Source organism: Enterobacter cloacae complex sp. 394F7, from assembly GCF_057320385.1.
The window spans coordinates 1-25,665 of record NZ_JBXWCS010000020.1 but is presented as its reverse complement, the minus strand read 5'-3'; the positions used below and the strand labels follow the sequence as shown (position 1 = coordinate 25,665).

The 25,665-nt window shown below is 53.7% G+C and carries 24 protein-coding genes; 8 read left to right on the top strand and 16 right to left on the bottom strand.

Annotated features, from left to right (window positions below; all coding sequences use genetic code 11):
• Positions 1-15: 15 nt before the first annotated feature.
• The 12 genes from atpD to asnC form a co-directional block, all read right to left on the bottom strand.
• Positions 16-1,398: a F0F1 ATP synthase subunit beta gene (gene atpD, locus AC2FAK_RS21645; protein ID WP_003862362.1), complete on the bottom strand. Its 1,383-nt coding sequence runs from the start codon at positions 1,396-1,398 to the stop codon at positions 16-18.
• 31 nt (positions 1,399-1,429) lie between these two features.
• Positions 1,430-2,293: a F0F1 ATP synthase subunit gamma gene (gene atpG, locus AC2FAK_RS21640; RefSeq protein WP_003862364.1), complete on the bottom strand. Its 864-nt coding sequence runs from the start codon at positions 2,291-2,293 to the stop codon at positions 1,430-1,432.
• Between the two features lie 51 nt (positions 2,294-2,344).
• Positions 2,345-3,886: a F0F1 ATP synthase subunit alpha gene (atpA, locus tag AC2FAK_RS21635; protein WP_003862367.1), complete on the bottom strand. Its 1,542-nt coding sequence runs from the start codon at positions 3,884-3,886 to the stop codon at positions 2,345-2,347.
• Positions 3,887-3,898: 12 nt separating this feature from the next.
• A complete protein-coding gene (gene atpH, locus AC2FAK_RS21630; RefSeq protein WP_013099407.1) occupies positions 3,899-4,432 on the bottom strand; it encodes a F0F1 ATP synthase subunit delta in 534 nt (177 codons plus the stop codon).
• Positions 4,433-4,446: 14 nt separating this feature from the next.
• On the bottom strand, positions 4,447-4,917 hold the full coding sequence (atpF, locus tag AC2FAK_RS21625; RefSeq protein WP_013099406.1) for a F0F1 ATP synthase subunit B: 471 nt from the start codon (positions 4,915-4,917) through the stop codon (positions 4,447-4,449).
• Between the two features lie 48 nt (positions 4,918-4,965).
• Positions 4,966-5,205: a F0F1 ATP synthase subunit C gene (gene atpE, locus AC2FAK_RS21620; protein WP_000429386.1), complete on the bottom strand. Its 240-nt coding sequence runs from the start codon at positions 5,203-5,205 to the stop codon at positions 4,966-4,968.
• Positions 5,206-5,254: 49 nt separating this feature from the next.
• Positions 5,255-6,070: a F0F1 ATP synthase subunit A gene (atpB, locus tag AC2FAK_RS21615; protein ID WP_013099405.1), complete on the bottom strand. Its 816-nt coding sequence runs from the start codon at positions 6,068-6,070 to the stop codon at positions 5,255-5,257.
• 8 nt (positions 6,071-6,078) lie between these two features.
• Positions 6,079-6,459: a F0F1 ATP synthase subunit I gene (gene atpI, locus AC2FAK_RS21610; RefSeq protein WP_008500194.1), complete on the bottom strand. Its 381-nt coding sequence runs from the start codon at positions 6,457-6,459 to the stop codon at positions 6,079-6,081.
• Positions 6,460-7,075: 616 nt separating this feature from the next.
• Entirely contained in the window at positions 7,076-7,699 is a 624-nt protein-coding gene (rsmG, locus tag AC2FAK_RS21605) for a 16S rRNA (guanine(527)-N(7))-methyltransferase RsmG (protein WP_013099403.1), read from the bottom strand.
• A gap of 107 nt (positions 7,700-7,806) precedes the next feature.
• Positions 7,807-9,696 carry a tRNA uridine-5-carboxymethylaminomethyl(34) synthesis enzyme MnmG gene (gene mnmG, locus AC2FAK_RS21600; RefSeq protein ID WP_095455732.1) on the bottom strand — a complete coding sequence of 630 codons (1,890 nt, stop codon included), beginning with the start codon at positions 9,694-9,696 and terminating at the stop codon, positions 7,807-7,809.
• Between the two features lie 374 nt (positions 9,697-10,070).
• A complete protein-coding gene (mioC, locus tag AC2FAK_RS21595; protein WP_013099402.1) occupies positions 10,071-10,520 on the bottom strand; it encodes an FMN-binding protein MioC in 450 nt (149 codons plus the stop codon).
• Positions 10,521-10,609: 89 nt separating this feature from the next.
• The gene (gene asnC, locus AC2FAK_RS21590; protein WP_032615488.1) at positions 10,610-11,068 is read right to left on the bottom strand and encodes a transcriptional regulator AsnC; all 459 of its coding nucleotides are present in this window, start codon (positions 11,066-11,068) and stop codon (positions 10,610-10,612) included.
• A gap of 151 nt (positions 11,069-11,219) precedes the next feature.
• Here asnC and asnA point away from each other — a divergent pair, with 151 nt between their 5' ends.
• A complete protein-coding gene (gene asnA / locus AC2FAK_RS21585) occupies positions 11,220-12,212 on the top strand; it encodes an aspartate--ammonia ligase (RefSeq protein WP_013099401.1) in 993 nt (330 codons plus the stop codon).
• On the opposite strand, the gene viaA is transcribed toward asnA, so the two are convergent.
• Positions 12,213-13,664, bottom strand: coding sequence for an ATPase RavA stimulator ViaA (viaA, locus tag AC2FAK_RS21580; protein ID WP_013099400.1), 1,452 nt, complete (start codon positions 13,662-13,664; stop codon positions 12,213-12,215).
• A complete protein-coding gene (gene ravA, locus AC2FAK_RS21575) occupies positions 13,658-15,154 on the bottom strand; it encodes an ATPase RavA (protein WP_095455731.1) in 1,497 nt (498 codons plus the stop codon). The genes viaA and ravA overlap by 7 nt, the downstream gene beginning before the upstream one ends.
• 223 nt (positions 15,155-15,377) lie before the next feature.
• Here ravA and kup point away from each other — a divergent pair, with 223 nt between their 5' ends.
• The 7 genes from kup (at position 15,378) to rbsR (ending at position 23,294) form a co-directional block, all read left to right on the top strand.
• Complete coding sequence (gene kup, locus AC2FAK_RS21570) at positions 15,378-17,246, top strand: low affinity potassium transporter Kup (RefSeq protein WP_013099398.1); 1,869 nt, start codon at positions 15,378-15,380, stop codon at positions 17,244-17,246.
• A 194-nt stretch (positions 17,247-17,440) separates the two neighbouring features.
• Entirely contained in the window at positions 17,441-17,860 is a 420-nt protein-coding gene (rbsD, locus tag AC2FAK_RS21565) for a D-ribose pyranase (protein ID WP_020690257.1), read from the top strand.
• Between the two features lie 7 nt (positions 17,861-17,867).
• Entirely contained in the window at positions 17,868-19,373 is a 1,506-nt protein-coding gene (gene rbsA, locus AC2FAK_RS21560) for a ribose ABC transporter ATP-binding protein RbsA (protein ID WP_020690258.1), read from the top strand.
• Between the two features lie 4 nt (positions 19,374-19,377).
• Positions 19,378-20,343 carry a ribose ABC transporter permease gene (rbsC, locus tag AC2FAK_RS21555; RefSeq protein ID WP_029883505.1) on the top strand — a complete coding sequence of 322 codons (966 nt, stop codon included), beginning with the start codon at positions 19,378-19,380 and terminating at the stop codon, positions 20,341-20,343.
• Between the two features lie 27 nt (positions 20,344-20,370).
• Complete coding sequence (rbsB, locus tag AC2FAK_RS21550) at positions 20,371-21,261, top strand: ribose ABC transporter substrate-binding protein RbsB (RefSeq protein WP_013099394.1); 891 nt, start codon at positions 20,371-20,373, stop codon at positions 21,259-21,261.
• A 107-nt stretch (positions 21,262-21,368) separates the two neighbouring features.
• Positions 21,369-22,298 (top strand): ribokinase, encoded by a 930-nt coding sequence (rbsK, locus tag AC2FAK_RS21545; protein WP_095455736.1) that lies wholly within the window; start codon positions 21,369-21,371, stop codon positions 22,296-22,298.
• Positions 22,299-22,301: 3 nt separating this feature from the next.
• A complete protein-coding gene (rbsR, locus tag AC2FAK_RS21540) occupies positions 22,302-23,294 on the top strand; it encodes a ribose operon transcriptional repressor RbsR (protein WP_013099392.1) in 993 nt (330 codons plus the stop codon).
• Here the strand turns inward: rbsR and mdtD are convergent.
• Entirely contained in the window at positions 23,260-24,693 is a 1,434-nt protein-coding gene (gene mdtD / locus AC2FAK_RS21535; RefSeq protein ID WP_020690262.1) for a multidrug transporter subunit MdtD, read from the bottom strand. The genes rbsR and mdtD overlap by 35 nt on opposite strands.
• Positions 24,690-25,397: a FadR/GntR family transcriptional regulator gene (locus AC2FAK_RS21530; RefSeq protein WP_095455730.1), complete on the bottom strand. Its 708-nt coding sequence runs from the start codon at positions 25,395-25,397 to the stop codon at positions 24,690-24,692. The genes mdtD and AC2FAK_RS21530 overlap by 4 nt, the downstream gene beginning before the upstream one ends.
• Positions 25,398-25,665: the final 268 nt, after the last annotated feature.

Genomic DNA, 25,665 nt, shown 5'->3' with positions numbered 1-25,665 from the left:
CCTCCGATTAAGGCGTTAAAGTTTTTTGGCTTTTTCCACAGCTTCTTCGATGGAACCAACCATGTAGAACGCCTGCTCTGGCAGGTGATCGTATTCGCCTTCCATGATGCCTTTAAAGCCACGGATGGTGTCTTTCAGGGAAACGTATTTACCTGGAGAACCGGTGAATACTTCCGCAACGAAGAACGGCTGGGACAGGAAGCGCTGGATCTTACGCGCACGTGCTACCACCAGTTTGTCTTCTTCAGACAGTTCATCCATACCCAGGATGGCGATGATGTCTTTCAGTTCCTGGTAACGCTGCAGCAGGGACTGTACGCCACGCGCGGTGTCGTAGTGTTCCTGACCAACAACAAGTGGATCCAGCTGACGGCTGGTGGAGTCCAGCGGGTCAACGGCCGGGTAGATACCCAGAGACGCGATCTGACGGCTCAGTACCACGGTTGCATCTAAGTGCGCAAAGGTGGTTGCTGGTGATGGGTCAGTCAAGTCATCCGCAGGTACGTATACCGCCTGAACGGAGGTGATAGAACCGGTTTTGGTAGAGGTGATACGTTCCTGAAGAACACCCATCTCTTCCGCCAGCGTAGGCTGATAACCTACCGCTGAAGGCATACGACCCAGCAGTGCAGATACTTCAGTACCGGCCAGGGTGTAACGGTAGATGTTATCAACGAACAGCAGAACGTCACGGCCTTCGTCACGGAACTTCTCAGCCATCGTCAGACCAGTCAGCGCAACGCGCAGACGGTTTCCTGGTGGCTCGTTCATCTGGCCGTAAACCAGGGATACTTTGTCCAGAACGTTGGAGTCGGTCATTTCGTGGTAGAAGTCATTACCCTCACGAGTACGTTCACCTACGCCCGCAAATACGGAGTAACCGGAGTGCTCGATCGCGATGTTACGGATCAGCTCCATCATGTTTACGGTTTTACCTACACCCGCACCACCGAACAGACCAACTTTACCGCCCTTCGCAAACGGACACATCAGGTCGATAACTTTGATACCGGTTTCCAGCAGTTCCTGAGAGCTGGACAGCTCTTCGTAGGAAGGTGCCGCGCGGTGGATAGCCCAACGCTCTTCTTCACCGATGTCGCCTTTCATGTCGATTGGCTGACCCAATACGTTCATGATACGACCCAGTGTTGCTTTACCTACCGGGACTTCGATCGGGTGCTCAAGGTCTTTAACTTCCAGACCACGACGCAGACCGTCGGAAGAACCCATCGCGATGGTACGCACGATACCGCCGCCGAGCTGCTGCTGAACTTCCAGCACCAGGCTCTCGTTACCATTCTGTACCTCAAGCGCGTCGTACACGCGTGGTACGGCGTCCTGAGGGAACTCGACGTCCACCACGGCGCCGATTACCTGGACAATCTTTCCAGTAGCCATCTTGAATCCTCTACGTAATTCGTAAACCTGGTTAAACCGCGGCGGCCCCCGAGACGATCTCGGTGAGTTCCTGAGTAATGCTGGCCTGACGAGCTTTGTTGTAAACCAACTGCAGCTCTTTAATCAGGCTGCCGCCATTATCGGTCGCGGCTTTCATCGCCACCATTCGTGCGGCCTGCTCGCTGGCCAGGTTTTCTACAACGCCCTGATAAACCTGAGATTCAACGTAACGACGCAGCAGGGTATCCAGCAGCGGTTTCGGATCGGGTTCATACAGGTAATCCCAGGCTTTCTGTTTCAGCTCGTCATCTTCTGAAGCCGGTAAAGGCAGCATCTGAGTGAGCGTTGGCACCTGAGACATGGTGTTAATAAATTTGTTGCTGACAACGTACAGTCTGTCCAGACGGCCTTCATCATAGGCCTGCAACATCACTTTAACCGGGCCGATCAGTTCGGACAGGGACGGGTTATCACCCATACCGGTCACCTGAGCGACAATGTTGCCACCAACGGAGTTAAAGAAAGAGACGCCTTTAGAGCCGATCAATGCGAGGTCGCACTGAACGCCTTTATCGGACCAGCCTTTCATATCCGCCAGCAGTTTTTTGAACAGGTTAATGTTCAAGCCGCCACACAGACCACGGTCGGTCGACACCACCAGGTAGCCCACGCGCTTAACGTCGCGTTCTTCCAGGTAAGGGTGCTTATATTCCAGATTACCGTTTGCAAGGTGACCAATCACTTTGCGCATGGTTTCTGCATAAGGACGGCTGGCCGCCATGCGATCCTGCGATTTACGCATTTTGGAAGCGGCGACCATCTCCATCGCTTTAGTGATCTTTTGCGTGTTCTGGACGCTTGCGATCTTACTACGTATCTCTTTTGCGCCGGCCATGAGCTTCTCCTCAATGCCAGGCGGCTTGTCCTGAGACAAGCCGCCGGACGATTACCAGGATTGGGTTGCTTTGAAGGAATCGAGGATAGCTTTCAGCTTGCCTTCGATTTCGTCGTTATAGCCACCGGTCTGGTTGATCTCTTGCATCAGCGGAGCGTGATCACGGTCGACGTAAGCCAGCAGAGCGGCTTCGAAGCTACCGATTTTCGCCAGTTCCACATCTTCGAGGTAACCGCGTTCAGCCGCGAACAGTACCAGGCCCTGCTGAGCAACAGACATAGGTGCGTACTGTTTCTGCTTCAGCAGCTCGGTCACTTTCTGACCGTGGCTCAGCTGTTTACGGGTTGCTTCGTCCAGATCGGATGCGAACTGAGAGAACGCAGCCAGTTCACGATACTGTGCCAGCGCGGTACGGATACCACCGGACAGTTTCTTGATGATCTTGGTCTGAGCAGCACCACCTACACGGGATACGGAGATACCCGGGTTAACCGCCGGACGAATACCGGAGTTAAACAGGTTGGTTTCCAGGAAGATCTGACCATCGGTAATGGAGATTACGTTGGTCGGAACGAACGCAGAAACGTCACCCGCCTGGGTTTCAATGATCGGCAGCGCGGTCAGAGAGCCCGTTTTACCCTTCACTTCACCTTTGGTGAAGTTCTCGACGTATTCCGCGTTAACGCGGGAAGCACGCTCCAGCAGACGAGAGTGGAGGTAGAATACGTCGCCAGGGAACGCTTCACGTCCTGGTGGACGACGGAGCAGCAGGGACACCTGACGATAAGCAACAGCCTGTTTAGACAGGTCATCGTATACGATCAGTGCATCTTCACCGCGGTCACGGAAGTATTCACCCATTGCACAACCGGCGTATGGCGCCAGGTATTGCAGTGCAGCAGATTCAGAAGCGGTAGCCACAACAACGATGGTGTTAGACAGCGCGCCGTGCTCTTCCAGTTTACGAACCACGTTAGAAATGGTGGACGCTTTCTGGCCGATAGCCACGTACACACATTTGATGCCGGAGTCACGCTGGTTGATGATGGCATCGATAGCCATCGCGGTTTTACCGGTCTGACGGTCACCGATGATCAGTTCACGCTGACCACGACCGATTGGGATCATGGCATCAACGGACTTATAACCCGTCTGAACAGGCTGATCTACGGACTGACGGTCGATAACGCCCGGTGCGATAACTTCGATTGGAGAGAAGCCATCGTGCTCAACCGGACCTTTACCGTCGATTGGTGCACCCAGGGTGTTAACAACACGACCCAGCAGGCCACGGCCAACCGGAACTTCCAGAATACGGCCAGTACACTTAACCTTCATGCCTTCGGCGAGGTCAGCGTATGGACCCATCACAACTGCACCTACGGAGTCGCGCTCCAGGTTCAGTGCGATAGCGTAACGGTTACCCGGCAGGGAAATCATCTCACCCTGCATACAATCGGCCAGGCCGTGGATGCGGATAACACCGTCACTTACAGAAACAATAGTACCTTCGTTATGAGCTTCGCTCACAACATTGAACTGAGCAATGCGCTGCTTGATCAGTTCGCTGATTTCGGTGGAATTCAGTTGCATGCTCCAGTCCCCTTAAGACTGCAAGACGTCTGCAAGGCGCTCAAGACGGCCGCGTACGCTGCCATCAATGACCATATCACCCGAGCGGATGATTACGCCTGCCATTACAGACTTATCGATTTTGCAATTCAGCTTAACTTTGCGTGACAGACGTTTTTCCATCGCGGCGGTAATTTTCGCAAGCTGTTCATGACTCAGTTCAGTCGCAGAAGTTACTTCAACTTCAGCAGTAGCTTCACTAAGGGCACGTAAGTGCTCAAACTGCTCGAGAACATCCGGGAGCACACGGAGACGACCATTTTCTGCCATTACCTTAATCAGGTTCTGACCGTTGGCATCCAGTTGCTCTCCGCACACGGCGATGAACGACGCGGCGAGGGTTTCAGGTGCTAATGCACCAGAAAGCAACTCGGCCATTTGTTCGTTTTTCGTCACCTCAGCGGCAAACGCCAGCATATTCTGCCAGCGATCGACATTTTGGTGTTCGACAGCAAAGTCAAAAGCTGCTTTGGCGTAGGGGCGAGCTACCGTAACAAATTCAGACATCAGCCCCTCCCTCCTTACAGTTCAGCGACAAGTTTGTCCACGATGTCGCTGTTAGCAGCTTCATCCACGGAACGTTCGATGATCTTCTCGGCGCCAGCAACAGCCAGAATCGCAACCTGCTTACGCAGTTCTTCACGAGCACGTTTACGCTCAGCTTCAATTTCAGCCTGAGCCTGTGTCACGATCTTAGTACGTTCCTGTTCTGCTTCAGCTTTGGCTTCGTCCAGGATCTGAGAACGGCGTTTGTTAGCCTGTTCGATGATTACCTGAGCTTCCGCTTTCGCTTTTTTCAGCTGGTCTGTCGCGTTGGCCTGTGCAAGGTCCAAATCTTTCTTTGCACGTTCTGCAGAAGCCAGACCGTCAGCAATTTCTTTCTGACGTTTTTCGATGGCAGCCATTAAAGGCGGCCATACATACTTCATGCAGAACCAGACAAAGATAATAAACGCGATGGCCTGGCCGAGGATTGTTGCGTTCATGTTCACAGCACAATACCTCTTAAATTTCTGTGGCTTGGGGTTTTAAAACAACTACTACGCGACAGCAAACATCACGTACAGACCCAGACCTACAGCGATCATTGGGATAGCATCCACCAGACCCATAACGATAAAGAACTGAGTACGCAGCAGAGGAATCAGATCAGGTTGACGCGCAGCGCCTTCCAGGAATTTGCCCCCGAGGATGCCGATACCGATCGCAGCACCGATAGCCGCCAGACCCATCATCACAGCGGCAGCCATGTACAGCAGATCCATATTCAGGTTTTCCATGACAGTCTCCAGTTTGTTTCAATTAAAACGTAGTAGTGTTGGTAAAAAATCAGTGCTCTTCAGACGCCATCGACAGATAGACGATCGTCAGAACCATGAAGATAAAGGCTTGCAGCGTAATGATCAGGATGTGGAAAATGGCCCACGGCACATTCAGAACCCACTGTGACCACCACGGCAGAAGACCCGCGATCAGAATGAAAATCAGCTCACCCGCATACATGTTGCCGAACAGTCGCAGACCCAGTGAAACAGGTTTGGACAGCAGGCTAACGCCTTCCAGGATCAGGTTGACCGGAATAAACGCCCAGTGGTTGAACGGCTGCAAGGTAAGCTCTTTCACAAAGCCGCTTACGCCTTTCATTTTGATGCTGTAGAAAAGAATCAGGATAAACACGCCCAGCGCCATCGACAGGGTGATGTTCACGTCAGCAGACGGAACCACGCGCAGAGCAGGCAGACCGAAGACATGTTCGCCAATCCACGGCAGGAAATCGATAGGCAGAAGGTCCATCAGGTTCATCAGGAAGACCCACACGAACACGGTCAGTGCCAGTGGCGCAATCAGCTTGCTCTTACCATGGTACATGTCTTTCACGCTGCCATGGACGAAGCCGATGATCATCTCAACGAACGTCTGGAATTTCCCTGGAACACCGCTGGTCGCCTTTTTAGCAACACCGCGGAACATGGCCAGGAACAGAAGACCCAAAACCACCGAGAAGAACATGGAGTCGATGTTGATCGTCCAGAAGGTGGCCGGGGGGTTATGCGGATCCACCAGCGAGAATGTACGCAGGTCCAGCTGAAGGTTATTCAGATGGTGACCTATGTAATCCTGCGGCGTCATATTTTCTGAAGCCATGATGCCTTTTACCCTTTGTTATTGATTACAGCTGGAGCCAGAACTTGTACCACCAGCACCAAAACCCACGTAGCTATCAGCGGCATGAATACCACTTTCAAAACCGCCAGCGCCATCACCAGTAGAGCAAAGGTCAGCAACACCTTACACACTTCGCCGAGGGCGAAGGACCAGGCCACGCGGCCTTTGGCAGGTGTATGCGCCTGATGACGCCAGGCAAAAATCATAAACAACACGTTTGGCAGCACAACCGCCAAACCCCCGCACACGGCGGAGATGCCCCAGAAGGGGTCTTTGAGGCTAAACAGCAGTCCACTTGCTATCACAGCCAGAAACTGAATGAACAGAAGCTTACGAGCAACGTTTCTACTCAAGAGCGACACAGACATCACGTTTTTACTCCTGCTCCCTTCGAGGTATGCCGCGTGTCGTATAAAACGTCCTTTAAGGCTCAGAGTCAAGCATCAAAAAGCGGTCAAATTATACGGTGCGCACCCGTGATTTCAAACATTAAGTAGCGAAAAGGTGAATAAATGTTTAAATATTTTTCCCCGCCGCTATTTTTCAACTTTTGATGAAAGCCCCGACCTTCGAGCAAAACTGCAAACAGCGCGAAAACGTTGACTACAAAGCGTGCACGAGATCACAAAATACACATTTGCGATAAGGTTGTATTTATCAAACTCGTAAATCGCTTAATTTCATCTTTCTGAAATTAAAGATAAAATGTCGCAACTATTTTCAAAACAGCCCCGTATACAATAAAAACCTTTTATTGACATTCTTAATAAATATTTAACATTGCATTCTGGTTGCTGCTTTCCACTTTTAGCAGGCTGATATTTTCGTGGTTGATTATCTTCAGGGTGAACAATGGTGAGGAAGTTAACCATTAGAAAACCCTTAGTAAAAACACGGTTAAATTCTCTCCGGCAAAATCCGTTGTGTTGTGCTGTTTTTTAACACTGACAGAACAGCACAAATTCCACATTTTTTATTAATTTTTTAAAAATTGTTTGGCTTAATTATCACCAGATGACGTTCGCCTTCGAGCTGAGGAATCTGTAATTTCTCAATGGACTCGACGGCAAAACCGTCCGGAAGCTGTTCAATTTCATCGCCGGGCAACTGCCCTTTCAGCGCATAAAAACGGCCATTCTCTGCCGGTAAGTGCTTACACCAGCTCACCATGTCATTAAGCGAAGCAAACGCACGGCTGATAACCCCGTCGAACGGTGGCTCTGCCGGGAACTCCTCTACCCTGCTCTGCACAGGCGTGATGTTCTCAAGCTTCAGCTCATGCTGTACCTGGCGCAAAAAACGCACGCGCTTGCCAAGGCTATCCAGCAGCGTGAAATGGCTTTCCGGGCGGACAATTGACAGGGGAATACCCGGCAGGCCAGGACCCGTGCCCACATCGATAAAGCGCTCACCGTTCAGGTACGGCGCAACCACAATGCTATCGAGAATATGGCGAATCAGCATCTCGTTGGGGTCGCGTACGGAGGTGAGGTTGTACGCTTTATTCCATTTGTTCAGCATATCGACATAGGCCACCAGCTGATTTTTCTGGTGATCGGTGAGCGAAATACCTGCCTGATCCAGCAGACGAGAGAGTTTATTGAGCACGGTGAATACCTGTTGAGAGACTTAAGTGGCGGGTGACGCTTCGCTAACCCGCCCTACGGAGTTCTGTAGGCCCGGTAAGCGCAGCGCCACCGGGCGAATTACACATATTACGCGCTGCGGCGCAGCATGCCCTGCTTTTTCAGCCACACCAGCAGAATCGAAATCGCTGCTGGGGTAACGCCCGAGATGCGGGAGGCCTGGCCGATCGACACCGGTTTGTGATCGTTCAGCTTGGCGATCACCTCGTTGGACAACCCCGTCACCTGACGATAGTCCAGCATTTCCGGCAGCAGCGTGTTTTCGTTACGCTGCTGCTTTTCGATCTCATCCTGCTGACGCGCGATGTAACCTTCGTATTTCACCTGGATCTCAACCTGCTCTGCCGCTTCAGCGTCTTCAAGACCCGGGGCAAAGGCGGTGAGTTTCACCAGATTCTCATAGGTCACTTCCGGGCGACGCAGCAGATCTTCACCGCTGGCTTCGCGCGAGAGCGGCGCAGTTAAGTGAGCGTTCACTTCCGCAGCGGTTTCAGCCTGCGGATTAACCCAGGTCGTTTTCAGGCGCTGACGTTCCTGCTCAATGCGCTCCAGTTTCTCGTTGAAGCGCGCCCAGCGTTCGTCATCCACCAGACCCAGCTCACGGCCCATTTCGGTCAGACGCAGGTCAGCGTTATCTTCGCGCAGCATCAGGCGATATTCCGCGCGAGAGGTAAACATACGGTACGGTTCTTTGGTGCCCAGCGTGCAGAGATCGTCGACCAGCACGCCCAGATAAGCCTGAGAACGCGCCGGAGCCCAGCCCTCTTTCTCGGCAGAGAAACGGGCGGCGTTCAGACCGGCCAGCAGGCCCTGTGCAGCAGCTTCTTCGTAACCGGTGGTGCCGTTAATCTGACCTGCGAAGAACAGACCGTGGATGAATTTGCTCTCCAGGGTTGGCTTCAGGTCACGCGGATCGAAGAAATCGTACTCAATAGCGTAGCCAGGGCGAACGATTTTCGCATTCTCCATCCCCTGCATTGAGCGAACAATTTGCATCTGCACATCGAACGGCAGGCTGGTGGAGATGCCGTTCGGATAGATTTCGTTCGAGGTCAGCCCTTCAGGCTCCAGGAAGATCTGGTGTTGGTTACGATCGGCAAAGCGCATGACTTTGTCTTCGATCGACGGGCAATAGCGTGGGCCGATCCCTTCGATCACGCCGGCGTACATTGGGCTGCGATCGAGGTTATTGCGGATCACGTCATGGGTTTTTTCGTTGGTATGCGTGATATAGCACGGTACCTGCTGCGGATGCTGCGCTGCATTGCCCATGAACGAGAAGACCGGCATTGGGTTATCGCCGTGCTGTTGTGCCAGCACGCTGAAATCAATGGTGCGCGCATCAATACGCGGTGGAGTACCGGTTTTCAGACGGCTGACACGCAGCGGAAGTTCACGCAGACGGCGTGACAGTGGGATAGATGGCGGATCGCCAGCACGTCCACCGCTGTAATTATCCAGACCGATATGGATCTTACCGTCCAGGAATGTCCCGACGGTCAGAACAACCGCTTTGGCGCGGAATTTGAGCCCCATCTGGGTAACCGCGCCAACGACACGATCGTTCTCCACGATAAGATCTTCCACTGCCTGCTGGAAGATCATCAGGTTCGGCTGATTCTCCAGGGCGGTACGCACCGCCTGACGATAAAGCACGCGGTCTGCCTGAGCGCGGGTCGCACGCACAGCGGGGCCTTTACTGGCGTTTAGTATCCTAAACTGAATGCCTGCGTGATCGATGACTTTCGCCATCAGGCCGCCAAGTGCATCCACTTCTTTTACCAGGTGTCCTTTCCCAATGCCGCCAATCGCCGGATTACAGGACATTTGTCCCAGCGTGTCGATATTGTGTGTCAAAAGCAGGGTCTGCTGACCCATTCGCGCTGCGGCCATTGCGGCCTCAGTGCCTGCGTGACCCCCGCCAATGATGATGACGTCAAAAGGATCCTGATAAAACATGGTGGTCTGCCTCGCGTAAAGCGGTATGAAAATGGATTGAAGCCCGGGCCGTGGATTCTACTCAACTTTAGTCTTTCGAGAAAGCATTGGGATCCTGGGCTATTAAAAAGAAGATCTTTTTATTTAGAGATCTGTTCTATTGTGATCTCTTATTAGGATCGCGGACCTTTGTGGATAAGTCCGATCTCATAAAGAAGATCATGGGGTTAGAAAGGATCGTTTGCTGTGAATGATCGGTGATCCTGGCCCGTATAAGCTGGGATCAGATCGCGACTTTATACACAGGGCAAAAACGACTTCAACGTTGTTCTTTGGATAACTACTGCTTAATACGAGCTTTTAACCAGAGTTATCCACATCTGTTCGCGCGATCTTTAATCGTTTTTGAGTAAATTTTTCCATTCACCCAGCCAGATCTCAGCCGGATCCTCCGGAATATCATGATCGAGGATGTTGATCTTCAGCGTTTCACCCACCTGTTTAGCTCCGCAGGCGGTGACAGCGGCTTCCACTTTCTCTATAGCACCGCAGAAGGTGTCATATTCACGGCTGCCAATACCCACTGCGCCAAAACGCACGTTTGACAGGTCTGGCTGCTGTTCCTGCAGTTCGTCATATAAAGGTTGCAGGTTATCCGGAAGATCGCCTGCGCCATGCGTGGAGGTGATCACCAGCCAGACCCCATCAGTCGGGAGATCTTCAAGCAAAGGCCCGTGCAGCGTTTGTGTGGAAAATCCCGCATCCTCCAGCTTCTCAGCCAGATGTTCCGCTACATATTCCGCGCCGCCAAGGGTGCTGCCACTGATAAGGGTAATGTCCGCCATGATCGCTCGCTCAGATAAAGAGGGGGTCATTGTACGCTGTGAACGGGCTGGGATCTACCTGTGGAAAATGTGGGTATGGATTTGCCCGATCAGGGGCGAATGGTACGCATGATCGGGTTTTGCAGGGAGATCAACGTCTCGGTGGACTGAATTTCATCGATTGTTTGGATCTTGTTGATAAGTACCTGCTGCAGGGCATCTATGGATCGACACATCACCTTGATAAAGATGCTGTAGTGGCCGGTGGTGTAGTACGCCTCTGTGACTTCATCGAGAGCGTTCAGCTTCGCCAGCGCGGAAGGATAATCTTTTGCGCTTTTAAGAATAATGCCAATAAAGCAGCAGACGTCATAACCCAGCTGTTTTGGGCTGACATCGATATGTGCCCCGGTAATGATCCCCGCCTGTTTCATCTTCTCTACACGAACATGAATCGTCCCCGGGCTGACGCCAAACTGCTTCGCCAGTTCGGCATAGGCGGTACGGGCATTGGCCATTAACGCCTCCAGGATGCCGCGGTCCAGATTATCGATCTGATAATTTTCCATAGCTTTTTCTTATGAAGATTAATGAATCACTCTATTCTAGCGTTAAATTTTGACGAATCAAAAGTGAAGGCGGCTTTTTGTTGTTTGATTATTGAATTGAATGCCTTTTCTGTTGCTTAATCAATACCAACAGGACGCAGGAGTATAAATAATGAAAACCGCTTATATCGCAAAACAACGCCAGATCAGTTTCGTTAAATCCCATTTTTCCCGCCAGCTGGAAGAGAAGCTGGGTCTGATTGAAGTTCAGGCACCGATTCTCAGCCGCGTGGGTGATGGGACGCAGGATAACTTGTCCGGATGCGAAAAAGCGGTGCAGGTGAAAGTGAAAACACTGCCAGACGCCCAGTTCGAAGTGGTTCATTCCCTCGCGAAGTGGAAGCGTCAAACCCTGGGACAGCACGACTTCAGCGCGGGCGAAGGACTCTACACGCACATGAAAGCCCTCCGCCCCGATGAAGACCGCCTGTCTGCCATTCACTCCGTTTACGTTGACCAGTGGGACTGGGAGCGCGTAATGGGTGATGGCGAGCGCCATGTCGGCACGCTGAAATCCACCGTTGAGGCGATCTACGCCGGGATCAAAGCGACCGAAGCGGCCGTAAGCAAAGAGTTTGGTCTGGCACCGTTCCTGCCGGAATCGATCCACTTTGTTCACAGCCAGGAGTTGCTGAGTCGTTTCCCGGATCTGGATGCTAAAGGTCGTGAACGTGCGATCGCTAAAGAACTGGGTGCCGTCTTCCTGATGGGGATCGGCGGTAAGCTGTCGGATGGTAAACGTCATGATGTTCGTGCACCGGATTATGATGACTGGAGCACCATGAGCGAGGGCGAATTTGCTGGTCTGAACGGCGATATTCTGGTCTGGAACCCGGTGCTGGAAGATGCGTTTGAACTCTCCTCAATGGGGATCCGCGTGGATGCTGATGCGCTGAAACGCCAGCTGGCGGTGACCGGTGATGAAGATCGTCTCACGCTGGAATGGCACCAGGCGCTGCTGCGCGGTGAGATGCCGCAGACCATTGGCGGCGGCATCGGCCAGTCCCGTCTGACCATGCTGCTGCTGCAACTGTCGCATATTGGCCAGGTGCAGTGTGGTGTCTGGCCGCAGCAGGTACGCGAAAGCGTCAGCTCGCTTCTGTAATTAACGCTGCCAGCGTCTGAGCAGGCGGCTACGCAACCCGGTATCAAAGCGCCAGATATGATCGAAGATGCGCATGATGCCGGGTTTTCCATGGGCGGACATCGCCACTGCGTGGAAACGGTGCTGATGCACCCGCTGTAACTCCTTCACTTTATTCACCACGTCATCCGGCAGCCGCTGGGCAATAAAATCGGAAATCACCACCGCGTCAGCGTCGTACCAGTCGCCGCCCTGCATACGTTCCACAATGCTGCGAAAACAGCTGGCCAGATCGGTACCGCCGCGAAAACGCTGGCTTAAAAAGCGGATCGCCTGCTCAATACCCTGCTGATGGGTCAGCTCATAGCTGACCACTTCGCTGGAAAAGAGCATGATAAAGCAGCGACGCCGGTCAGCGAGCGCCACGCGCATCAGCGCCAGGCAGAACGCTTTGGCACACTGTTCGTTGAAACCGCCCATCGATCCAGATGTATCCACACAAACAATAAATGGGCCGCGCGGTTGCTCATCAAAATCCTGATGGACCACCGGACGTTGACTGATTTTTTCGCGCCAGGCTTCGCCATGCAGGCGATAGGTCAGAAGCTGTTTTTCCACCAGCCGACGATAAAACTCATATTCCAGCTCGGTCATCCCGAGCGTGCTCAGCTCCGTAGGCAGCAGGCGTAAAATGTCATCGCTTTGCTGGAGCCCATCCACCTGTTCCGGCACGGTGGCCGGTTCCCGCACCAGGGTGCGGAAGGTTTCCATCGGGGCATCCTTCTTTGGGACCGATTTAGCCTCCCTTGAGCGACCCAGCTGTTCCGCAAGCTTCATCAGCTCGGGCTGCTGCGCCAGGAAATCACCATACCGGACAATCAGCTGATAATCCCCACGCCTGATTTGGCCTGCACTCATATCCCAGAGACGTCCGGCGGCGTTTTCATTTTCTACCAGTACCTGCTCCAGCTGACCGCTTAAGGTCATGCGTTCCTGAACTTCGCTGAGCAATTGTTCACGCTCTTCATCCAGCAGTTGCTGGTTCAGCGTCGTGGCCTGAACCACAAGACTGAGACGCCAGCGCTGTAAAAAGAGTGTGTGTAAGGCGGGGGTGAAGGTGGCGTTATCGGTGACCAGCGCCCGGGCCTGGCTGGCAAATGGGGAGTGTACTTTATCGAGTAACGTCAGGGTTTGCGGGATCTGAACAATAAACTGCGACGTGGAAAGCCGCTGGCACTGCTGATAGCAGGCCACCTCTTCGGTTAACTCCTGTGGCACTTCGGTCTCTTTAAACCGCTGTCGCAGGTTGTCCCGCCAGCGCGGGAGATCGTCCGTCATCGCTTTTTTTAGCTTCGGGAATTTTTCAAAAAAAGCCGCCAGCTGAGGAGACGCCAGAAGAGTAATAATCACCTCTTCGATCAACCCATCTTCGCTGACGGCCAGCATGACGTTAAGCGTATCCAGCGTTAGCATTGACGAGCCTGTTTGATCTGCGCGCTCACATCCTGCAGGCTGGCTTCAATGCGACCTAACCAGTCGCTGTGAATAAAGAGGCACTTTTGCTGTTCGCTGAAGCGCGTATGCTGCTGATGCCATTCGGTATCCAGCGCCTCCAGCTGCTGCGTGATCTCTTCCGGAATGCTGTCAGAGGCGCTTCCCGGGAGGGCAAGGCGCGACCCCTGCAGGCTTACGTCGCGGATCACCAGGTGCTGACTGCTGTCCACTTCCATATTCAGCGGCTGCGCAAAGCCTATACCGTTAAGCTTACCGCGGATCTCTCCGCCCTTATCAAGCCACTGGGCCAGCGCGTCACGCTCAAGCGTAATGTGCACCACCTGCATGTCATGGAGTTTAAGCGGCTGCTGGAGAAGCAGCGTCAGCGTTGGGCTGGTCAGCTCAGCGGGCAGTTCGTAGTGCGGTTTACGGGCGAACATGCCGCCAAGACGGTTCACCTTCAGCGCGGTTTTATCACTTTGCTGCTGCTGTAGCTGAATGCGCCGTTGGGCTATCGCCCCAAGCTGGTTGAGCATTGATTGCTGGCCCCAGGCGTGTCCGGTCATCAATATTTCAAGCTGCTGCTGCATCAGATTCATCCCTTCGGCATCGTGCCAGAGGCAGTCTTTCAGCAGGATCAGATCGATAGGGGCAACCGCGTCGCGCCCGCTGAACAGGGCGCTGGCCTGCAGCAGACGAATTGCTTTTTTCCAGCGACGGTCGGAAACATAAGGTGCAGAAGGAAGGAGATCGAGCTGCTGACGGAGCTGGTAGATCAACTCAAAGACCGCGTCCGGCAGTGTGATTTTGCCGATATCCACCTGCCACTGCTGATACTCCTCGTCCGTGACCTGCAGTGAAGCGGCTACCGGGTTTTCATTTTCATCCTGCTGGCTGGTCAGCATGGAGCGGAAGTTCGATTTATCCTGCACTTTGTCCAGCCACAGGCGGATCAGCATGCGGTCATACAGCGCTTCAAGGCTGCTGTCGGACTCGGGAAGTTCGTTCGAGGCGGCCACCAGCAGGCGCATCGGGATTTTCTCTTCGTTGGCGCCGTTACGGAACCGGCGTTCGTTAATCGCCGTGAGCAGGGTATTCAGAATGGCCGGTCCCGCTTTCCAGATCTCATCGAGAAATACAATCTCTGCTTCCGGCAGATACCCCTCGGTAAGGCGTTGATAACGCCCCTCATCTTTCAGCGCCTGGATGGACAGCGGGCCGAAAACCTCTTCAGGGGTGGAAAAGCGGGTCATCAGGTATTCGAAGGCGCGTGCATTCTGAAAGGCAAATTTCAGCCTACGGGCAATCAGGCTTTTGGCAATGCCCGGCGGGCCAAGCAGAAATACGCTTTCACCGCTCAACGCCGCCAGTAAACAGAGGCGGATGGCGTGACTGCGTTCGAAAAGACCTTTCTCCAGTGCGCTGCTGAGACGGGAAATTCTTTCTGCTAATAAATGTGAGTGAGCCATAATAGTTTTTGCATCCTTTCGCCGTCGTGGCGGCTAATTGAAGCGAGTATAGACGTTTCAGTCAGGGCTGGTAATAGGCTGAAGTGCGGCGCAATTTTCTTTGCGCTACATTAATGCGGTTGCATTTAGGGGTTCGATTTTGCAACGAATCGTGCATACTGTGCGCTTTTTGTGGACCAAGGGAACAGGAACACATTTGTTATTTAAACGAAAAGACTAGTCTATGAGCACTGATAATAAGCAATCATTACCCGCAATTACGCTTGCGGCGATCGGGGTTGTCTACGGTGATATCGGCACCAGCCCGCTTTATACGCTTCGTGAATGTCTGTCCGGCCAGTTTGGCTTTGGTGTTGAACGCGATGCCGTATTTGGCTTCCTGTCCCTCATCTTCTGGCTGCTGATCCTGGTGGTTTCTGTTAAATACCTCTCCTTTGTGATGCGTGCAGATAACGCAGGTGAGGGGGGGATCCTGACCCTGATGTCCCTTGCGGGGCGCAACACCTCGGCCAGAATGACGTCGGTACTGGTTATTATTGGCCTGATTGGTGGCAGCTTCTTCTATGGGGAAGTGGTCATCACGCCTGCTATCTCGGTGCTTTCGGCGATTGAGGGGCTTGAGATTATCGCACCGCAGCTTGATACGTGGGTGGTTCCGCTGGCGATAATCGTTCTGACGTTGCTGTTTATTATCCAGAAGCACGGTACCGGGCTGGTGGGGAAACTGTTCGCACCGATTATGCTGGCCTGGTTCCTGATTCTGGCGGCGCTCGGTTTGCGCGGAGTTATTGGCAACCCGGAGGTTCTGCAGGCGCTGAACCCATACTGGGCTATCCATTTCTTCCTTGAATACAAAGTCGTTTCCTTCGTGGCGCTCGGCGCCGTTGTGCTCTCTATTACCGGTGTCGAAGCGCTGTATGCAGATATGGGGCACTTCGGCAAACTGCCGATTCGCGTGGCGTGGTTTTTAGTTGTCCTGCCATCGCTTGTATTGAACTACTTCGGGCAGGGGGCGCTGCTGCTGAAAAACCCGGAAGCGATTAAAAACCCCTTCTTCCTGCTGGCCCCGGATTGGGCGCTGGTGCCGATGCTTATTCTGGCCACGCTGGCCACCGTTATCGCTTCTCAGGCGGTCATTTCCGGCGTGTTCTCTCTGACGCGCCAGGCCGTGCGTCTGGGGTATCTCTCTCCCATGCGTATCATCCATACCTCAGAGATGGAATCGGGCCAGATCTACATCCCGTTTGTTAACTGGCTGCTCTATTTTGCTGTGGTGATCGTGATCGTCAGCTTTGAGCACTCCAGCAACCTGGCCGCGGCGTACGGTATTGCGGTAACAGGCACCATGGTGCTGACATCGCTTCTTTCCACCACGGTGGCGTACCGAAACTGGCACTGGAACAAGTTCCTCGTGGCGATGATTCTGGTGGGCTTCCTGTGCATCGACGTACCGCTGTTCTCGGCAAACCTCGATAAGATTGTCTCCGGCGGCTGGCTGCCGCTGACGCTTGGTCTGTTGATGTTCATTGTGATGACCACGTGGAAAAGCGAGCGTTTCCGTCTGCTGCGTCGTATGCATGAACACGGAAACTCCCTGGAGGCGATGATTGCCTCGCTGGAGAAATCCCCACCGGTTCGCGTACCGGGCACGGCGGTGTATATGTCCCGTGCGTTGAACGTTATTCCGTTCGCATTGATGCATAACCTCAAGCACAACAAGGTACTGCATGAGCGGGTTATCCTGCTGACCCTGCGCACCGAAGATGCACCGTATGTTCACAACGTGCGCCGTGTTCAAATTGAGCAACTGTCGCCAACCTTCTGGCGCGTGGTGGCGAGCTACGGCTGGCGTGAGACGCCGAACGTGGAAGAGGTCTTCCACCGCTGCGGTCTGGAAGGCTTAAGCTGCCGCATGATGGAAACATCGTTCTTTATGTCGCATGAGTCGCTGATTATCGGTAAACGTCCGTGGTATCTGCGCCTGCGCGGCAAGCTGTATCTTATTCTGCAGCGAAACGCCCTGCGTGCGCCGGACCAGTTTGAGATCCCGCCTAATCGCGTGATTGAACTGGGAACCCAGGTCGAGATTTAAGCTCCTTAAAATGCCGGGTGGCGCTTCGCTTACCCGGCCTATTCATACTCAATATTCCCGCCAAAATTTACGTCTCATTTCACTTAGCGAAACGTTTCGACACCGATCACAATTCTGTTACGTCATGGTGGTTTTCTGAACACTCTTAAGACTAAACTGATTTCAGCGAAACGTTTCGCTAGTGGAGCAAGAAAATGAAGAAAGGCACGGTTCTCAACTCAGAAATCTCATCGGTTATTTCCCGTCTTGGGCATACCGATACGCTGGTGGTTTGCGATGCAGGCTTACCGGTTCCGCGCAACACAACCCGTATTGATATGGCGTTAACGCAGGGCGTGCCCTCGTTTATGCAGGTACTGGATGTAGTGACCGCGGAGATGCAGGTTGAGGCGGCCATTCTCGCGACGGAAATTAAGCAACATAATCCGCAACTCCACGAAACGTTGCTCAATCACATTGAGCAACTGCAACAACACCAGGGAAACACCATAGAAATTCGTTACACAACGCACGAACAGTTCAAACAACAAACCGCAGACAGTCAGGCGGTGATTCGCAGCGGGGAGTGTTCCCCGTATGCGAATATCATTCTCTGTGCTGGCGTCACCTTCTGAGGCCATCATGGACGCATTACTGCAACTTAAAGGGATCGATAAATCGTTCCCGGGCGTAAAAGCCCTTTCTGGCGCGGCGCTGAACGTTTATGCCGGACGCGTAATGGCGCTGGTGGGCGAGAATGGCGCCGGCAAATCCACCATGATGAAAGTGCTGACCGGTATCTATCAACGCGATGCCGGTTCACTTTTGTGGCTGGGTAAAGAGACCACCTTCAGCGGTCCAAAAGCCTCGCAGGAAGCGGGGATCGGCATTATTCACCAGGAACTGAACCTGATCCCGCAGCTCACTATTGCGGAGAACATCTTCCTTGGCCGCGAATTTGTTAACCGGTTTGGCAAAATTGACTGGAAAACGATGTATGCCGAAGCGGATAAGCTGCTGGCGAAGCTAAACCTGCGCTTCAAAAGCGACCGCCTGGTGGGCGAACTCTCCATTGGCGACCAGCAGATGGTGGAGATCGCGAAAGTGCTGAGCTTTGAGTCGAAGGTCATCATTATGGATGAACCGACGGACGCCCTGACCGATACCGAAACCGAATCCCTGTTCCGCGTCATCCGCGAGCTGAAATCGCAGGGACGTGGAATTGTCTATATCTCTCACCGTATGAAAGAGATTTTCGAGATCTGCGACGACGTTACCGTCTTCCGCGACGGGCAGTTTATTGCCGAGCGTGAAGTGGCATCGCTGACGGAAGATACGCTTATCGAAATGATGGTGGGACGCAAGCTCGAAGATCAATACCCGCACCTCGACAAAGCACCGGGTGAGATCCGCCTGAAGGTGGATAATCTCTGTGGCCCGGGCGTGGATAATGTCTCCTTTACCCTGCGCAAAGGGGAAATTCTTGGCGTGGCAGGGCTAATGGGCGCCGGCCGTACCGAGCTGATGAAAGTGCTGTACGGTGCGCTGCCGCGATCCAGCGGTTATGTCACTCTCGACGGGCATGAAGTGGTGACGCGCTCTCCGCAGGATGGCCTGGCGAATGGTATTGTTTATATCTCCGAAGACCGTAAGCGCGACGGCTTAGTGCTGGGCATGTCGGTGAAAGAGAACATGTCTCTTACCGCCCTGCGCTATTTCAGCCGCAGCGGCGGCAGCCTGAAACATAAAGATGAACAGCAGGCAGTCAGCGATTTTATCCGCCTCTTTAATGTGAAAACCCCCTCGATGGAACAGGCGATTGGCCTGCTGTCCGGCGGTAATCAACAGAAAGTGGCGATTGCACGCGGGCTGATGACGCGCCCGAAAGTGTTGATCCTTGATGAACCTACCCGCGGCGTGGACGTAGGGGCTAAAAAAGAGATCTATCAGCTGATTAACCAGTTCAAGGCCGACGGTCTGAGCATCATTCTGGTCTCTTCCGAGATGCCAGAGGTATTAGGCATGAGCGATCGCATTATCGTCATGCATGAAGGGCATCTCGGCGGTGAATTCACTCGCGAGCAGGCCACCCAGGAAGTTCTGATGGCTGCCGCTGTGGGCAAGCTTAATCGCGTGAATCAGGAGTAAGAAGATGACTACCCAGGCTGTTTCTGGTCGCCGTTATTTCACAAAGGCATGGCTGATGGAACAAAAATCGCTGATTGCCCTGCTGGTGCTGATCGCGATTGTGTCGACCATGAGTCCCAATTTCTTCACCGTTAATAACCTGTTCAATATTCTGCAGCAGACCTCCGTGAACGCCATTATGGCGGTCGGGATGACGCTGGTGATTCTGACATCGGGTATCGATCTGTCCGTCGGTTCCCTGCTGGCGCTCACCGGTGCGGTTGCTGCTTCAATCGTCGGGATTGAGGTCAACGCGCTGGTGGCCGTTGCCGCTGCGCTGGCGCTGGGTGCGGCAATTGGTGCTGTCACCGGGGTTATTGTGGCGAAAGGTCGTGTTCAGGCGTTTATTGCGACGCTGGTCATGATGCTGCTGCTGCGCGGTGTCACCATGGTGTATACCAACGGCAGCCCGGTTAACACCGGCTTTACGGACAACGCCGATCTGTTTGGCTGGTTCGGTATCGGTCGCCCGCTGGGTATCCCGACGCCGGTCTGGATCATGGCCATCGTCTTCCTGGCGGCGTGGTACATGCTGCACCACACGCGTCTGGGCCGCTATATTTATGCACTGGGTGGTAACGAAGCGGCAACGCGTCTGTCCGGTATCAGCGTCAACAAAGTTAAAATTATCGTTTACTCACTGTGCGGTTTGCTGGCCTCTCTGGCGGGCATCATCGAAGTGGCGCGCCTCTCTTCCGCGCAGCCAACGGCGGGTACGGGGTATGAGCTGGATGCCATTGCGGCAGTGGTTCTGGGCGGTACGAGTCTTGCGGGCGGTAAAGGTCGCATTGTTGGGACATTGATCGGCGCACTGATTCTCGGTTTCCTGAATAATGGTTTGAATTTGTTAGGTGTTTCCTCCTATTACCAGATGATCGTTAAAGCAGTGGTGATTTTGCTGGCGGTCCTGGTAGACAACAAAAAACAGTAACTGACGACACTACAGGACATCTTAGATATGAACATGAAAAAACTGGCTACCCTGGTTTCTGCTGTCGCGCTGAGCGCAACCGTAAGTGCTAACGCTATGGCGAAAGACACCATCGCGCTGGTTATCTCCACGCTGAACAACCCGTTCTTCGTCTCCCTGAAGGATGGCGCACAGAAAGAAGCCGACAAACTGGGCTACAACCTGGTGGTGCTGGATTCACAGAACAACCCGGCGAAAGAGCTGGCTAACGTGCAGGACTTAACCGTTCGCGGCACCAAAATTCTGCTGATCAACCCAACCGATTCTGACGCGGTGGGTAACGCCGTGAAGATGGCAAACCAGGCGAAGATCCCGGTAATCACCCTGGACCGTCAGGCAACGAAAGGCGACGTTGTGAGCCACATTGCGTCTGATAACGTGCTGGGCGGTAAAATCGCGGGTGACTACATCGCGAAGAAAGCAGGTGAAGGCGCGAAAGTTATCGAACTGCAGGGTATTGCCGGTACGTCCGCAGCCCGCGAACGTGGCGAAGGTTTCCAGCAGGCGGTTGCGGCTCACAAATTTAACGTCCTGGCCAGCCAGCCTGCTGACTTCGACCGTACTAAAGGTCTGAACGTCATGCAGAACCTGCTGACCGCGCACCCAGACGTGCAGGCGGTGTTCGCACAGAACGACGAAATGGCGCTCGGCGCGCTGCGTGCCCTGCAGACTGCAGGTAAATCTGATGTGATGGTTGTCGGATTTGACGGCACACCAGATGGAGAAAAAGCGGTAAATGATGGCAAACTGGCGGCGACCATCGCTCAGCTGCCTGAGCAGATCGGCGCGACTGGCGTGCAGACTGCCGACAAAGTGCTGAAGGGCGAAAAAGTTCAGGCTAAATATCCAGTTGACCTGAAACTGGTCATCAAGCAGTAAAAAGGCGATTCAGGCAGTCGCTGGCTGCCTGAGGGACACCAATAAAGAAAAGTGTGGCATACGCCACCGGGTAACACCGGTGGCGCTCTCAGATGGACAGCTCAACCATGAAAACCGCAGGCAACCTCGTCGTCCTTGGCAGTATCAATGCCGATCACATTCTTAACCTTGAATCCTTCCCGACGCCGGGCGAAACCGTCACCGGTAACCATTACCAGGTGGCATTTGGCGGTAAAGGTGCCAACCAGGCGGTTGCAGCAGGACGCAGTGGGGCAAATATCGCGTTTATCGCCTGCACGGGTGATGACGATACCGGCGAGCGCGTGCGTAAACAGCTCGCCAGCGATAACATCGATGTTGCGCCAGTCAGCGTTGTTGCAGGGGAATCGACCGGCGTGGCGCTGATTTTCGTCAACGCGGAAGGTGAGAATGTCATCGGTATTCATGCTGGTGCGAATGCCTGTCTTACGACGGAACGCGTTGAAGCACAGCGCGAGCTTATCGCTAATGCCGACGCGTTACTGATGCAGCTGGAATCGCCCGTAGAAAGCGTACTGGCGGCCGCTGACATTGCGCATCAAAATCATACCACTGTCGTACTTAATCCTGCGCCTGCCCGTGTATTATCAGACGAACTGCTGGCGCGGGTGGACATCATTACACCGAACGAAACCGAAGCGGAAAAACTGACGGGCATTCGTGTTGAAAATGATGATGACGCAGCACGTGCCGCGAAAGCGCTGCACGATAAAGGCATCGGCACCGTTATCATTACCCTCGGTAGCCGCGGCGTGTGGGCAAGCGTAAACGGCGAAGGCCGTCGCGTGCCGGGCTTTAAGGTCAAGGCGATTGACACCATCGCGGCAGGCGATACGTTTAACGGAGCATTGGTGACAGCGCTGCTGGAAGGAAAGGGAATGGATGATGCTATCCGCTTTGCGCATGCTGCTGCGGCTATCGCCGTCACGCGCAAAGGTGCCCAGCCCTCCGTTCCGTGGCGTAAAGAGATCGATGAATTCTTAAGTCAGCAGGGGTAACGCTTGGCCACAATGAAAGATGTCGCCCGCCTGGCGGGCGTTTCTACGTCGACAGTCTCCCACGTCATTAATAACGATCGCTTCGTCAGCGAGGCGATTCGGGAGAAAGTCGAAGCCGCTGTGAAGGATCTCAACTATGCGCCGTCTGCGCTGGCCCGCAGCCTGAAGCTCAACCAGACGCGCACCATTGGCATGCTGATCACCGCCAGTACGAATCCCTTTTATTCTGAACTTGTCCGCGGGGTGGAACGCAGCTGCTTCGAACGTGGCTACAGTCTGGTGCTGTGCAATACCGAAGGGGATGAGCAGCGCATGAACCGTAATCTGGAGACGCTGATGCAAAAACGCGTCGACGGATTACTGCTGCTGTGTACCGAAACGCATCAACCCTCGAAAGAGATCATTCAGCGTTATCCGTCTATCCCCACGGTGATGATGGACTGGGCGCCGTTCGACGGGACCAGCGATCTGATTCAGGATAACTCCCTGCTGGGCGGAGATATGGCAACCCAGTATCTGATCGACAAAGGCCATACCCGCATCGCCTGCATTACTGGTCCGCTGGATAAAACTCCGGCGCGTCTGCGTCTGGAGGGGTACCTTTCCGCGATGGCTCGGGCGGGACTCGCGGTTCCGGAGGGTTACCGTATTACCGGCGATTTTGAATTTCAGGGAGGTTTCGAGGCGATGCAGACATTGCTGGCGCAGACACCGCGCCCGCAGGCCGTCTTTATTGGCAACGATGCCATGGCATTTGGGGCGTATAAGGCGTTGTACCAGGCGGGATTGCGTATTCCTGACGATATGGCGGTGATTGGCTACGATGATATCGAACTGGCCAGCTACATGACCCCGCCGCTGACCACGATCCATCAGCCAAAAGATGAACTGGGTGAGCTGGCCATTGATGTATTAATCCACCGAATGGCGCAGCCCACGCTGCAGCAGCAACGTCTGCAGCTTACTCCTGTTCTGATGGAACGGGGTTCGGTTTAGCTTTTGTTTTGTGGCGTTCTTTAATCAGGTTTCGACCATCTTTCGGTTTTAACAGCATAAACACCAGCGCTGAAACGACGGTAAGTACGCCCATCGTGATAAAGGTATAGTGGAACTGCTCGACGGTGTTCGCGCTGTCAAAACCTTCATAGAACCGCAGTACCGCGGCACTGACAGCCACCCCAAGGCTGATTGATAACTGTTGAGTCACCGCCAGCACGCTGTTGCCACTACTGGCGTTGTCGTCAGTCAGATCCGCGAGAGTAATCGTGTTCATCGACGTGAACTGCGTTGACATTGCCATACCCAGCACAAACAGCGGCAGGATCAGCATCCAGACGGGAAGCGAGGCAGATTGTAGCGAGAACTGCGCGATCATCAGCCCGATAAAGACCGTTACGCCAACCAGCGTCTTCCGATAGCCAAACCAGCGCAGCACCTGCGTGACGGTTGATTTGGCCAGAATTGAGCCCATTGCCGTGGGCGCCATCATGCAGCCGGCTATCAGGGCCGGATAGCCGAAACCGACCTGCAGCATCAGAGGCATCAAAAACGGTACGCAGCCCGTCCCCAGGCGCGAAGCAATATTCCCCGCGATACCTACCGAGAAAGTGCGCGTATTAAAGAGAGACAGCGAAATCAGCGGTGTCGGGTGACGGCGTGCATGACGTATATAAAGAAGGAACAGCAAAATACCGCCAAGAATGACAGCCAGCGCAAGCCATGTTGCTACTATCTTCTCACCAAACAGCTCCATCCCGCTGGAGAACAATACCAGGCTCAGACCAAACAGGAAAAAACCACCCATATCGAAACTGCGTCTTGGCGTGGTGAAGTTCGGCATATATTTACGGGCATACAGCAGCCCTGCTACGCCAATTGGAATGTTAATCAGGAAGATCCAGTGCCAGCTGGCCCAGGTGACAAACACACCGCCCAGCACCGGGCCAAGTATCGGGCCGACCAGGCCGGGCATGGTGACGAAGTTGAGCACGGGAAGCAATTCACTGCGCGGATAGGCGCGCAAAAGTGCCAGGCGCGCCACGGGCATCATCATCGCGCCGCCAATTCCCTGCAGAACGCGGAAGATAACCAGTTCGGTCAGAGAGGATGATAATGCACAGGCCAGCGAACCGAGCGTAAAGAGCGTTACGGCCAACATAAATACGCGACGGGTGCCGAAGCGATCAGCCAGCCAGCCGCTCACCGGGATCAGCATTGCAACCGTCAGGGTGTAACTGATGATGGCGGACTGCATCGCCAGCGGCGATCGGTTAAGGCTTTGCGCAATGGCGGGAAGTGCGGTGTTGAGGATGGTGGCATCCAGTGCCTGCATAAAGAACGCCATGGCTGCAATCCACGGCAGCCCGGCCATGCTGCGTGCTTTTTTCTTTGTCATTTATTCACCTGCTGGTGGGTTGGCGCGGCCAGTAACGCCTGGCACGCGCTCAGGGCTCGTTGCCCGTCGCTCTCCTGAATGGCATCGACAATGGCCTGATGCAGATCCAGCTTCACCACTTCGTCCTGAGTAATAGAGGTAAAGTAGGTGTGGTACACCGAATGGAATAAAGAAGCAAAAGAGGTAAGGAACGGATTGGCGCTCATCATATAGATATGTTCATGCCAGGCCATATCGACCTCAACCCAGCGCACGCGGTTGAAGTGCTTTTTCAGGAACACCATCTCTTCCATTAAGGTGTTGAGCTGGGCTTTTTGTTCGGCTGTCCCGAGCGTGGCGGCAAGCAGGCAGGCCTGCGGCTCAAGACTGCTGCGCATCACCAGAAAGTGATCGACGACCTGATTGAAGTTGTCTTCTGTCATCCACCAGGAGAGAAGTTCCTGATCGAGGAAGTTCCAGTTGCTTTGTGGCATTACCCGCGTGCCAATGCGCGGACGCGGTAGCACCATGCCTTTTGCTGTTAAGGTTTTCACTGCTTCGCGAACGGCGGTACGACTCACGCCAAACTGCTCGCCCAGCTCCATTTCACCCGGCAGGATGCTACCCGGGGCATATTTACCCGCTAAAATCAGCTGAGCCAGCTTTTCTGCCAGCACATAAGACAGGTTTTTTTGGGCTGCCAGCTGTTGTGCGCTCAATGGCATTGCTTTTATTCCTTAATGATTCTTGTCGATAAGTATGCCACCGTGAATGTGATTGTGGTTGCAGATACATCAAATAGAACACTTTGTAGCTTGATTTCATCGCTATTGGTGAAAAAAAACACGGACGGAAACTTTTTTTAAATTTCCTCTTGTCACTTCAGAATAACTCCCTATAATGCGCCTCCACTGACACGGAACAACGGCACACACGCCGCCGGGTCAGCAGAGAAAAGCAAATTAAACGCTTGACTCTGAAGCGGGAAAGCGT